Origin of the sequence: Dietzia sp. oral taxon 368, assembly GCF_002999155.1 — a bacterium.
In the GTDB taxonomy this organism is placed as follows: domain Bacteria; phylum Actinomycetota; class Actinomycetes; order Mycobacteriales; family Mycobacteriaceae; genus Dietzia; species Dietzia cinnamea.
In genome coordinates this window covers 410,465-422,057 of record NZ_CP027238.1, presented here as the reverse complement: position 1 = coordinate 422,057, position 11,593 = coordinate 410,465, and the positions used below count along the sequence as shown (strand labels likewise).

Annotated in this window: 13 protein-coding genes and 4 tRNA genes; 15 read left to right on the top strand and 2 right to left on the bottom strand. The window is 71.4% G+C overall.

What is annotated here, in order from left to right; genetic code table 11:
* Positions 1-9 precede the first annotated feature (9 nt).
* Complete coding sequence (locus C3V38_RS02055) at positions 10-504, bottom strand: YajQ family cyclic di-GMP-binding protein (RefSeq protein WP_106384976.1); 495 nt, start codon at positions 502-504, stop codon at positions 10-12.
* 136 nt (positions 505-640) lie between these two features.
* Here C3V38_RS02055 and C3V38_RS02050 point away from each other — a divergent pair.
* The 6 genes from C3V38_RS02050 to C3V38_RS18260 all read left to right on the top strand — a co-directional run bounded on the left by C3V38_RS02050 (position 641) and on the right by C3V38_RS18260 (position 6,164).
* Positions 641-723 (top strand) — tRNA-Tyr (locus C3V38_RS02050).
* Between the two features lie 198 nt (positions 724-921).
* A complete protein-coding gene (locus tag C3V38_RS02045) occupies positions 922-1,926 on the top strand; it encodes a polyprenyl synthetase family protein (protein ID WP_246830825.1) in 1,005 nt (334 codons plus the stop codon).
* Positions 1,923-2,783 carry a squalene/phytoene synthase family protein gene (locus C3V38_RS02040; protein ID WP_061228436.1) on the top strand — a complete coding sequence of 287 codons (861 nt, stop codon included), beginning with the start codon at positions 1,923-1,925 and terminating at the stop codon, positions 2,781-2,783. Before C3V38_RS02045 ends, C3V38_RS02040 begins: the two co-directional genes overlap by 4 nt.
* Positions 2,780-4,468, top strand: coding sequence for a phytoene desaturase family protein (gene crtI, locus C3V38_RS02035; RefSeq protein WP_061228435.1), 1,689 nt, complete (start codon positions 2,780-2,782; stop codon positions 4,466-4,468). Before C3V38_RS02040 ends, crtI begins: the two co-directional genes overlap by 4 nt.
* Entirely contained in the window at positions 4,465-4,809 is a 345-nt protein-coding gene (locus C3V38_RS02030) for a lycopene cyclase domain-containing protein (protein ID WP_061228434.1), read from the top strand. Before crtI ends, C3V38_RS02030 begins: the two co-directional genes overlap by 4 nt.
* Positions 4,806-6,164 (top strand): prenyltransferase, encoded by a 1,359-nt coding sequence (locus C3V38_RS18260; protein ID WP_082767670.1) that lies wholly within the window; start codon positions 4,806-4,808, stop codon positions 6,162-6,164. The genes C3V38_RS02030 and C3V38_RS18260 overlap by 4 nt, the downstream gene beginning before the upstream one ends.
* Positions 6,165-6,231: 67 nt before the next feature.
* On the opposite strand, the gene C3V38_RS02020 is transcribed toward C3V38_RS18260, so the two are convergent.
* On the bottom strand, positions 6,232-6,954 hold the full coding sequence (locus C3V38_RS02020; RefSeq protein ID WP_063935590.1) for a glycosyltransferase family 2 protein: 723 nt from the start codon (positions 6,952-6,954) through the stop codon (positions 6,232-6,234).
* A gap of 121 nt (positions 6,955-7,075) precedes the next feature.
* Between C3V38_RS02020 and C3V38_RS02015 the strand changes: the two genes are divergently transcribed.
* From C3V38_RS02015 to rplA, 9 genes are all read left to right on the top strand, one after another.
* A tRNA-Thr gene (locus C3V38_RS02015) sits at positions 7,076-7,148 on the top strand.
* Between the two features lie 42 nt (positions 7,149-7,190).
* A tRNA-Met gene (locus tag C3V38_RS02010) sits at positions 7,191-7,264 on the top strand.
* Positions 7,265-7,540: 276 nt separating this feature from the next.
* Positions 7,541-7,936, top strand: a complete 396-nt coding sequence (gene hadA / locus C3V38_RS02005; protein ID WP_061228432.1) for a (3R)-hydroxyacyl-ACP dehydratase subunit HadA — start codon at positions 7,541-7,543, stop codon at positions 7,934-7,936.
* Positions 7,933-8,415: a MaoC/PaaZ C-terminal domain-containing protein gene (locus C3V38_RS02000; RefSeq protein WP_082767669.1), complete on the top strand. Its 483-nt coding sequence runs from the start codon at positions 7,933-7,935 to the stop codon at positions 8,413-8,415. The genes hadA and C3V38_RS02000 overlap by 4 nt, the downstream gene beginning before the upstream one ends.
* A 172-nt stretch (positions 8,416-8,587) precedes the next feature.
* A tRNA-Trp gene (locus tag C3V38_RS01995) sits at positions 8,588-8,660 on the top strand.
* A gap of 37 nt (positions 8,661-8,697) precedes the next feature.
* Positions 8,698-9,036 (top strand): preprotein translocase subunit SecE, encoded by a 339-nt coding sequence (gene secE / locus C3V38_RS01990; RefSeq protein WP_061228431.1) that lies wholly within the window; start codon positions 8,698-8,700, stop codon positions 9,034-9,036.
* 64 nt (positions 9,037-9,100) lie between these two features.
* Entirely contained in the window at positions 9,101-10,003 is a 903-nt protein-coding gene (gene nusG, locus C3V38_RS01985; RefSeq protein WP_174705751.1) for a transcription termination/antitermination protein NusG, read from the top strand.
* Positions 10,004-10,260: 257 nt separating this feature from the next.
* Complete coding sequence (gene rplK, locus C3V38_RS01980) at positions 10,261-10,695, top strand: 50S ribosomal protein L11 (RefSeq protein WP_061228429.1); 435 nt, start codon at positions 10,261-10,263, stop codon at positions 10,693-10,695.
* Positions 10,696-10,785: 90 nt separating this feature from the next.
* Positions 10,786-11,508: a 50S ribosomal protein L1 gene (rplA, locus tag C3V38_RS01975; protein WP_061228428.1), complete on the top strand. Its 723-nt coding sequence runs from the start codon at positions 10,786-10,788 to the stop codon at positions 11,506-11,508.
* Positions 11,509-11,593 lie beyond the last annotated feature (85 nt).

Sequence of the window (11,593 nt, the reverse complement as noted above, 5' to 3'; positions counted from 1 at the left end):
CCCGGCCGATCAGCGGTAGTTGGTGAACTGCAACGCCACGTCGAAGTCGGCGCCCTTGAGCAGTGCGATGCACTCCTGCAGGTCGTCGCGCTTCTTGGACGACACGCGGATCTCCTCGCCCTGGATCTGCGCCTTGACGCCCTTCGGTCCCTCGTCGCGCAAGAGCTTGGTGATCTTCTTGGCGTTCTCCTTGTCGATGCCCTGCTTGAGCGACCCGACCAGGCGGAAGGACTTGCCCGACGGCATCGGGTCGCCCACCTCGAGGGCCTTCATGCTGAGCCCGCGGCGCACCAGCTTCTCCACGAAGACGTCCTTGGCGGCCAGCACGCGGTCCTCGGAGTCAGCGGTGATCTCGACGGCGTCCTCGCCCTTCCACTCGATGGCGGCGTCCGTGCCCCGGAAGTCGTAGCGGGTGCCCAGTTCCTTGGCGGCCTGGTTGAGGGCGTTGTCGACCTCCTGGCGGTCGAACTCCGAGACGATGTCGAACGAGGACTCCGAGGCCATGGGCGCACTCCTGACGTAGGGGGTGGTGAACCGACCAGACCAGGCTACCCGCCCCGTCGGACCACCCCTGACCACCCCGATTTGGCACGCGGGGGCGGTCGCGTTGTATCGTGTCGTAGCGCCCACAAGGGTGCACGCCAGATTGCCCGAGCGGCCAAAGGGAGCGGATTGTAAATCCGTCGGCTTATGCCTACGTTGGTTCGAATCCATCATCTGGCACGCGAGACCCCTGCCACAAGCGGGGGTCTTCGTGCATTTCGGGGCACGTCGCGCGCACATTCGTGAACGTGTGGGCATGCGCGGCTCCGGTGTCACGTCCCGCACGACCTGTCACGCCGCATCTCGTCGACCAGAATCGAGGTGAGACATATCCACGACGGCCCCGGCTCCGAACAACCCGATATGACACCCGTTTCGATGACCGCCGCCCATCGGATCACCGCCCGCGCGCTGCCGCCCGGACTGGGGCGGGGGGTGGACGACTGGCTCGGTGACCTGGGCCGGACCACCCGTTCCGGGAAGGGCATGCGGTCCGCGCTGTTCGACGCCGTCTACACGACCGCCGGTGGGCGGGACGAGACCGTGCGCGCCGCCGCGGGCCAGGCCCTCGAGCTGCTGCACGAGGCGTTCCTCGTCCACGACGACCTCGCCGACGGGGACGACCACCGTCGCGGCCACCCCAACCTGCAGGGGCGCACCGCCACGCGGGCCGCCGATCGCGGACTGCCCGCCGAGTGTGCAGGACACGTGGGGATGATCGGCGGGCTGCTGGGCGGGGACCTGTTGCTCGTGGCGGCGATGGCCGAGTTCGCGCGCCTGCCCGTGCCCGCGGCGACGCTGCACCGTGTGGTGGACGAGGTGCACCGGGCGGTCGTCGCGTCGGTGGCCGGCGAGTTCGCGGACGTCCACGGCGCCTCGGAGGACGTTCCCGCCGGTTGCGAGCGGGCGCTGGCGATCGGCGCGGCCAAGACCTCCGCCTACTCGGTGTGCCTGCCTCTCGTACTGGGCGCGGTCCTGGCCGGAGCGCCCGAGGAGATCGTCGACCCGCTGCGGGAGACCGGCCGCCACCTCGGCACCGCGTATCAGGTGGTGGACGACGTGCTGGGTGTGTTCGGCGACCCGGCCGTGACGGGCAAGTCGAACTCCGGCGACCTCGTCCGCCGCGCGCCCACCGTGCTGCTCGCCCACGCCCGCGCGACCGGGGCGTGGCCGCAGATCGACGCCGCGCTGAACCGGTCCGACCCCGACCCCGACACAGCGCGCGAGCTGCTGCGCGAATGCGGCGCGCGGGAGTACGCCCTGGGGATCGCGGAGGACCTCGTCACCGCGGCCCGCGCCGCCCTGGACTCGCCGGCCGTACCGCCGGTCGTCCGCGAGGCGCTCGAATCGCACCTGGCCACCGCCCTGGAGAGGAACCGATGACCCAGCAGAGCCCGCACGCGGAGTTCACCGCGGCGGCACGCCGCTGCAGCGAGGTGATCCTGCGCCGGTATTCGACGTCGTTCGCGCTGGCGTGCCGCCTGCTCGCGCCCGCGACCCGCCCGCACGTCGCGGCGATCTACGCGTGGGCGCGCGTGGGTGACGAGGTGGTCGACGGCGCGATGGACGACCCGGTCGCCGCGCGGGAGCTCATCGCGGAGGCGCGGCGCCGCACGCACCGCGCGATCGACCGGGGCCTGGACCCGGATCCGGTGACGCACGCGTTCGCCGACACCGCGCGTCGGTTCGGGATCGACGCGCGCCTGGTGGACCCGTTCTACGACTCGATGGAGGCCGACCTGGAGGTCACCGAGCACACCGAGGAGTCCCTGCGCCGGTACATCCACGGGTCGGCGGAGGTGATCGGGGAGATGTGCCTGCGTACGTTCGCCGGAGGGGGACTGGGTGACGACGACGAGATGGCGGCGGGAGCGCGCGCACTCGGTGCGGCGTTCCAGAAGGTGAACTTCCTCCGGGACGTCCGGGAGGACTCGCTGGAACTCGGTCGCAACTACCTGCCGGGTCGGGACCCGCGGGCGCTGACGGAGGGGGACGTCCGCGAGCTGGCCGACCACGTGGACGCGGACCTGCGCGTCGCGCGGGCGGCGATCGACCGCATCCCGGGCCGTGACCGCCTGGCGGTGGCGGCAGCGCACGACCTTTTCGCCGAGCTCAACGCCCGCCTCCGCGCGGCCGGTGCGGCCGGGGTGAGCGCGGGCCGGGTGCGGGTGCCCGACCCGGTCAAACTCGCCGTGATCGGCCGGGCCGCCGCGGGCCGCGGCCGGGCGGTGGCGCGATGAACCCCCGGCACGCCCCGGACGGGCCCGTCGTGGTGGTGGGCGGCGGGATCGCGGGCCTGGCGACCGCAGCGCTGCTCGCCCGCGAGGGCCGCGACGTCACCCTGGTCGAGGCCACCGACCAGGTCGGCGGCCGCGCGGGCAGCTGGTCGGCGGTCGGGTTCCGCTTCGACACCGGCCCCTCGTGGTACCTGATGCCCGAGGTATTCGACCACTTCTTCCGTCTCTGTGGCACCTCCGCGGATGAGCAACTCGACCTGGTCCGCCTGGACCCCGGGTACCGCGTGTACTTCGAGAACCGGCGCGACCCGGTCGATGTCCGCTCGGACCGCGCGGCGTCCACGGCCCTGTTCGAGTCGCTCGAGGCCGGCGCCGGGCGGGTGCTGGGTACGTACCTCGACTCGGCGCGCACGACGTACGACCTGGCGCTCAAGCGGTTCCTCTACACCAACTTCACCTCGTACCCGGCGCTCGTGCGGCCGGACGTCGTGGCCCGGGCCGGCAGCCTGGTGGCGCGGCTCGTGCAGCCGCTGCACTCGTTCGTGTCGCGGCGCTTCTCCGACCGGCGCATCCAGCAGATCCTCGGCTACCCGGCCGTGTTCCTCGGCTCCTCGCCGTACCTGGCGCCGTCGATCTACCACCTCATGAGCCACCTCGACCTCACCGACGGCGTCCTCTACCCGCGGGGCGGGTTCACCGAGGTGATCGCCGCCGTGCGCAGGGTGGCCGAGGAGCAGGGGGTGCGCATCCACACGGGCACCGAGGCGATCGAACTGGTCACCACATCCGAGGGCGCCGCCGGGCGCGTGTCCGGCCGGGCCCGCCCCCGTGTGCAGGGCCTGAGGGTGCGCGACCGGGCAGGGGCGGAGCGGACGCTGCCGGCCGGCCTCGTCGTCGGCGCCGCCGACCTCCACCACCTCGAGACCCGGTGGCTCCCGGAGGACCTCCGCACGTACCCACAGAAATACTGGGACGCCAAGACCCCCGGGCCGGGCGCGCTGCTCATCCTGCTCGGCGTGCGCGGCGAGCTGCCGCAGCTCGCGCACCACACGCTGCTGTTCACCGACCGCTGGGAGGAGGGGTTCGACGCGATATTCGGCGACGACCCGCACATCCCCGACCCGGCGTCGCTCTACGTCTGTCGACCCAGCGCCACCGACATCGACCCGGCAGCCGGGATCGCGCCGGAGGGGCACGAGAACCTCTTCGTCCTGGTGCCCATCCCCGCCGATCCGTCCCTCGGGCGCGGCGGCGTGGACGGTGCCGGGAATGTGGTGATCGAGGCCGCCGCCGACCGCGCGATCGCCCAGATCGCCGAGTGGACGGGCGCCGACGACCTCGCCGAGCGGGTCGTCGTGCGGCGCACCATCGCGCCCGCCGACCTCGAGGCCGACCTCGGCGCGTGGCGCGGCACCGCCCTGGGCCCGGCACACACGCTCGCGCAGAGCGCGTTCTTCCGCACCCGCAACGTGAGCAAGCACGTCGACGGCCTGTACTACGCGGGTGCCTCGACGATCCCCGGCATCGGCCTGCCGATGTGCCTCATCAGCGCCGAGCTGGTGCTCAAGCACGTCCGCGGGGACACGAGCACGGCGCCGGTCGCCGAGCCCGGCGGGGGCACGGTGTTCGATCGGGCCGCCGCCAGCGGGGGCGCGGCGTCGGGCGGGGGCACGGTGTTCGACCGGTGATCGGGCTGGCGTACCTGGCGGTCCAGGCGATCTCGTTCGCGGGCATCCTCGTCATCGACCATCGCTGGAAGCTCGCGGCGTTCCGCGCGCCGGCGGCCACCGCGCTCGCCGTGACCGCGTCGGTGGCGCTGCTGCTGACGTGGGACGTGCTCGGCGTGCGCAGCGGCGTGTTCTTTCGCGGGCAGACCGACTTCATGACCGGGTTGCTCGTGGCGCCGGAGATCCCGCTCGAGGAGGTCGTGTTCCTCGCGTTCCTGTCCCACCTCGCGCTCGTGTGTGCGACGGGTGTGGTCACGGTCGTCGAGCACGTCTCGGCGCGGCGGGCGGAGGAGTGGCCGTGAGCATCTACTCGACCATCAACGTCACCATGGCCATTCCCGTGGTGGCGGCCGCGCTCATCGCCCTGTGGTGTCTTCGCGGCGACGACCGGCGGCGCTGGCTCATCGGGGTCGGCGGCTCGCTCGTGGTGCTGCTCGTCCTCACGGCGATCTTCGACAACATCATGATCGCCGCCGGGCTCGTGGCCTACGACGACGCCCTCACCAGCGGCATCCGCCTCGGCGTGGCGCCGATCGAGGACTTCTCCTACGCGATCGCCGCGTCCGTGTTCGTGCCGTCGGTGTGGTTCACGCTCACCGCCCGGCCGCGCGCGGTGGCCGTGAGCGAGGCCGCCGCGAGCCCCAACCCGACCGTGTCGGGGCGTGGCGACGGGCCGGTGGGTGGCGCTGTGGCGGGCGACGCCGCGGTGGGTGACGCGCCGGTCGGTGACGCGCCGGGGCGGGGTGGCGACGACGACGAGGTCCGCAGCCCCGACCGGCCCGCGCCGCCCGGACTGCTCACCACCCTCTTCTGGTCGTCCCGCCCGGTGTCGTGGGTGAACACCGCCGCCCCGTTCGCGCTGGCGTACTTCCTGGCCACGGGCGGGTTCGACCTGCTGGGCGTGATCGGGACGGTATTCTTCCTGGTGCCGTACAACCTCGCGATGTACGGGATCAACGACGTCTTCGACTACGAGTCCGACCTGCGGAACCCGCGTAAGGGCGGCGTCGAGGGCGCGGTGCTCGACCGCTCCCTGCACACGCCCACTCTCGTGGCGTCCGCGGTGACGACGGTGCCGTTCCTGGTCTATCTCGCGGTGGTCGGGACGCTGGAGTCGTCGCTGTGGCTGGCGGCGAGCGCGTTCGCGGTGATCGCCTACAGCGCCAAGGGGCTGCGGTTCAAGGAGATCCCGTTCCTCGATTCGGTGACGTCGGCGTTCCACTTCGTCTCCCCGGCGATCGTCGGCTGGACCATCGCCGGGGCCGATCTCAGCGGCGGCGTGTGGGCGTGCCTCATCGCGTTCATGCTGTGGGGCGCGGCCTCGCAGGCGTTCGGGGCTGTGCAGGACGTGCGCTTCGACCGCGAGGCGGGCCTGAAGTCGGTCGCCACCGTGCTCGGCGCGCGGGCCGCTGTGTGGTTCGCGCTGGCCTGCTACGCGGCCGCCGTGCTGGTGCTACTCCTCGCGGCGCCGTGGCCGGCCTCCGGGGCGGCGTTCGCGATCCTGCCGTACCTCGCGACCGTGGCCGCCTACGTGCGGGTCACCGACGCCACGGCCGAGGCGACCAACGAGGGCTGGAAGCGCTTCCTCGTGCTCAACATGCTCGCGGGGTTCTGCGTGACGCAGCTGATCCTCTGGTCCGTCATCGTCTGGGCCTGAGCCCAGACGAGGGGCCCGCGGCTGTAGGAGGCCCGCCGCTACGCGGGGCTGCAGGCGCTCGGCCGGGTCAGCGCCGGACGCGCTCCAGCCACCGCTGCGACGGCGGGCTCGTGCGCCAGTTACGGAAGATCGTCCGGAACGCCCGCGAGAAGCGACGGCGCATCGCCGCGGGGTCGTCGAACGGTCGCGCCGAGATGCCGACGGCGAGCGAGCGGTCCACCCACAACCGGTCGCGAGCGCCGAACTGGAACGACAGGTCGATGTCGTCGTGCAGCTCCGGGTCGGTGCGGTCGACCCCGTCGCGGACCCGCTCCCACGCGTTGCGGCGCATCGCCAGGTTCGAGCCGAACAACACCGGGTGGGCCATGGCGGAGCCGACGGACAGGAAGAACGCGTCCATGTAGAGCAGCTTCGCGGCCCGAGCCCGCCAGCCGGTCAGGCCGATGAACTCGCCCGGCCCCGAGACCGCGACGAGTTCGGAGTCGGCGGCGAACGCGGACTCGATCCGTGCCAGCCAGTCGGAGCCCGGTCGGGAGTCGGCGTCGAGGCGGGCGATGACGTCACCCGTGGCGGCGTCATACCCGGACGCGGCCGCGGCGGGGATCCCGCGCACGGGCTCAACGACCACGCGGGCGCCTGCGGACCGCGCCACCGCGACGCTGTCGTCCGAGCAGCCGTTGTCCACCACCACGACCTCGTCGGGGGCCCGAGTCTGTGCGGCGAGCGCGGCCAGACACCCCGCGAGCTCGCGGGCGTCGTCGAGCACGGGGATGACCACGGAGATGCGCACCCGCCCATCCTGCCGGAGACAGACCCCTCACCGGCGGATTTGTGCGGCGTTCGGCGGTGTGTGTAATCTGCTAAAGGCTTCAGCGCCGAGCGGTTGGGAGATCAGCCGCAGAGCGTAGCCCGCCCCCTTAGCTCAGTCGGCAGAGCGTTTCCATGGTAAGGAAAAGGTCGTCGGTTCGATTCCGACAGGGGGCTCGCACTGTGCGGGGCGGCTCGATCGCCCGACTGGCAGGGCATGCCGGTGTAGCTCAGCTGGTTAGAGCGCACGACTCATAATCGTGAGGTCGGGGGATCGAGTCCCCCCACCGGTACGACTTCCATCGAAGGCCGTCCGCATCGCCGCGGGCGGCCTTCGTCGTTCCGGCCCGGGGAGCGACTCTCTCGCACCGGACGTCGATCGGGGTACAGCGGTCGCGGGCGTGGTTCCGTCCCTGCCGCCGAACACGCCGTGGCTCAGCCGGAAGTCCGGGGGCGTGTCCAGTCATGGCTCACGTCGCACCTCCTGCTGGACCGCCCTCACCGTAGGAGCCGGGGCGCCGCCGCGAGGGCGATCCCGCCGCACGCGCCCTCAGGTAGCGTCGGGGGCTGTGAGCACAGACACCGCCGATGACCTCGTCGTCGTCGCCGATCCCGTGACCGTGACCGACGCGGTCGTGACACGGTTCGCCGAGGCCGTCGGCGCGCCCGCCGGTCAGGTACCCGCGACGCTGGCCGCCGCGCTGACCGCCCCGGTCCAGCGCGCGGTGATGGAGCACCCCGCGCTGCGCATCGACCTCGCGCGGACCCTCCACACAGCCCAGTCGAGCGAGCACCACCGGCCGATCCGGGTGGGCGACGTCCTCACCGCCACCGCGACGGTCACCGGCGTGCGGTCGGCGCGCGGCGGGCGCATGATCGGTTTCGACACGCTGCTCCGCGACGCCGACGGCGAGCCCGTCCAGACCCTGACCAGTGCGTTGCTCACCGCGGAGGTGGAGGCGTGACCAGGCCGGAGGAGACGACCGCGCCGGAGGAGACGCCCGCGCCGGAGGGCACGACGGGGGCGACGACGACGAGTCCCGCCGCCGGCGACGCCCTGCCCCCGCGGACACTGCCGGTCCGGCGGGAGGACCTGCGTCGCTACGCCGAGGCGTCGGGGGACCACAACCCCATCCACCTGGACGACGCGGCAGCGCAGGCGCTCGGCCTGCCCGGTGTGGTGGCGCACGGGATGCTGACCTCGGCCCTGGCGATCGGGGTCGTCGCCGAGTGGGCCGGGGGCGCCGATCGCGTCCTGGCCACCTCGTTCCGGTTCGCCGCCCCCGTGGTGGTGCCGGCCGACGCCCCGGCGCTCCTGGCGGTGGCGGGGACGGTGAAGAAGGTCGCCGAGGACGGCTCGAGCGCCGACGTCGCGCTGGTCGTCACCAGCGGCGGGGCCAAGGTGTTCGGCAAGGCGATCGTCACGGTCGCGCTCGGGGACTGAGAGGGCCGGGGGAGCCGATTTCGGGGCGCCGGGGCGGCTGTCGTACACTGAGATGCCCGACCGAACGTGGTCGCGACCCGCGCTGCCCCCGGGCAGTCGCCGACACTGTAGAGTCGAGGCGATCGTGCGGTCCGCTACGCGGGACGGTACGGGTGGTCGGGAAACCGGCCGAAGGGGCGTAGCTCAACTGGCAGAGCAGCGGTCTCCAAAACCGCAGGTTGCAGGTTCAAGTCCTGTCGCCCCTGCACTTCCCCGCAAGCCAGACGACCCGGAGGTAGCCGCGTGAGCCAGGATCGCGACGACGACGTCGATACCCGCGGCGCTCGCGACTCCGAGGCCGCCGCCGTTCCCACGGGTAAGGCCGGTCGTGCCGACACGGCCGTCGCGGGCCGGGTCCGAACGGACGCGGACAAGCCGGAGGACACGCGGACCGCCCGCGCGAATCCCGTCAAGTACCTCAAGCAGGTCGTCGAGGAGCTGCGCAAGGTCATCTGGCCCACGCGCAACCAGATGGTCACCTACACCATCGTCGTGTTCCTGTTCCTCATCTTCATGACCGCGCTCGTCTCGGGCGTCGACTTCGGCGCGGGCAAGCTCGTCGAGCTCGTCTTCGACCGCTAGAGACCTGCCGCTGAAGGTCCGGGGTGAGATCCGGACCGCCGACTTCGAGAGGACCGCATTTTCCGTGAGCGACATCGATCAGAGCCCCGGGGCCGAGGACGCCGAGCACGCCGCCGCCGAGCAGGCCGAGGACGAGACCGTCGCGGCCGGCGCCGAGCTCGACGAGGACGCGGCCACCGACGCCGAGCCCACCGAGATCGACGAGGACGTCGAGGGCGACATCGTCGAGGAGGGTGACGAGGACGTTGCCGAGGCCGAGCTCGACGAGTCGGCCCTGCAGACCGACGACGTGAGCGACGACGCCCCCGCCGAGGAGTCGCCGGCCGAGCCGGCCACGCCCGCGATCGACCCGGTCATCGCGTTCAAGCGCCAGCTGCGCAAGCTGCCCGGCGACTGGTTCGTCATCCACTCGTACGCCGGGTACGAGAACAAGGTGAAGGCCAACCTCGAGACCCGCGCCGTCACCCTCGGCGCCGAGGACAAGATCTTCCAGGTCGAGGTCCCGGTGGAGGAGTACACCGAGGTCAAGAACGGTCAGAAGAAGACCGCCAACCGCAAGGTCCTGCCCGGCTACGTGCTGGTGCGCATGGAGCTCGACGACGAGTCGTGGGGCGTCGTGCGCAACACCCCCGGCGTCACCGGCTTCGTCAGCGCGACCGGCGGCCAGGGCGGCAGCCCCACCCCGCTTTCCCTGAGCGACGTGGCCAAGTTCCTGGCGCCCAAGCCGGAGAAGAAGGCCGCCGCCGCGGGTGTCGCCGACGGCGACGCCGGGATGGTCCCGCAGAACGTCGAGGTCGAGTTCGAGGTCGGCGAGTCGGTCACCGTCATGGACGGCCCGTTCGCGACCCTGCCCGCGTCGATCTCCGAGGTCGACCCGGCCGCCCAGAAGCTCAAGGTGCTCGTGTCGATCTTCGGCCGCGAGACCCCGGTCGAGCTCGGCTTCAACCAGGTCGAGAAGATCGACTGACCCGCACGAACCTCCGGCGACCCGCCCCGCGCCCAGCGTGGGGCGGGTTAGTCGTTTCCCGCACGGAAGGCGTCCGGGGGAGCGGTCCGCGCCCACGATTAGTCGTTGCGTGCGCGGAACACGTAAACTCTCCCAGGTTGCGCTTGTGTCGCCGCACGCTCGCCTCACGGTGGGGCGGCGGGGACGGGTGCACACGACAGTCGGCCTCCCGCGTGTACAGCGCGGCGCCGAGATCCAGTCGAAGAATCAGGAAGACGATGCCTCCGAAGAAGAAGAAGGTCTCAGGGCTCATCAAGCTCCAGATCCAGGCCGGCGCTGCCAACCCGGCCCCGCCGGTCGGCCCGGCTCTGGGTGCCCATGGTGTCAACATCATGGAGTTCTGCAAGGCCTACAACGCCGCCACCGAGAACCAGCGCGGAAACGTCGTGCCGGTCGAGATCACGGTCTACGAGGACCGGTCGTTCGACTTCAAGCTGAAGACGCCGCCGGCCGCCAAGCTCCTCCTCAAGGCCGCCGGCCTGCAGAAGGGCTCCGGCACGCCGCACTCCGCCAAGGTCGGCAAGGTCACCATGGACCAGGTCCGTGAGATCGCGCAGACCAAGCTGGAGGACCTCAACGCCAACGACATCGACCAGGCCGCGAAGATCGTCGCCGGCACCGCCCGTTCCATGGGCATCACGGTCGAGGGCTGACCTCCACCCCCAAGCACTGCGTGGGAGGGCAGCTCAGGCCCGAACCACACCCGACCGCCGCGTGAGTGACGCGGCAGGAATGGATGAGACATGAGCAAGAACAGCAAGGCCTACAAGGCCGCCGCTGAAAAGGTCGACCGCACCAAGCTGTACTCGCCTCTGGAAGCCCTGGCCCTGGCCAAGGACACCTCCTCGACGAAGATGGATGCCACCGTCGAGGTTGCCATGCGACTTGGCGTCGACTCCCGCAAGGCGGACCAGATGGTCCGTGGCACCGTGAACCTTCCGCACGGTACCGGTAAGACCGCCCGCGTGATCGTCTTCGCCGAGGGCGAGAAGGCCACCGAGGCCGAGGCCGCAGGCGCCGACGCCGTCGGCTCCGATGACCTCATCGAGCGCATCCAGGGCGGCTGGCTCGACTTCGACGCAGCGATCGCCACCCCGGACCAGATGGCCAAGGTCGGCCGTGTGGCCCGCGTTCTCGGTCCGCGTGGTCTCATGCCCAACCCCAAGACGGGCACCGTCACCATGGACGTGACCAAGGCCGTCAACGACATCAAGGGCGGAAAGATCACCTTCCGCACCGACAAGGCCAACAACCTGCACTTCATCGTGGGCAAGGCATCCTTCACGCCGGAGCAGCTCACGGAGAACTACCAGGCTGCGCTCGACGAGGTCTTGCGCCTCAAGCCGTCCTCCTCCAAGGGCCGCTACCTGCAGAAGATCACCTTCTCCACCACGACCGGCCCCGGCATCCCGGTCGACACGCAGGCGATCTCGAAGCTCCTCGAGGCCGGCACCGACTCGGAGTGAGCTAGCCAGCTCGGCCGAAGGCCCCGCGACCGGAATCCCCGGCGCGGGGCCTTCCGCTTTTCCGGATCCGCGCCGTCCTCGCGCT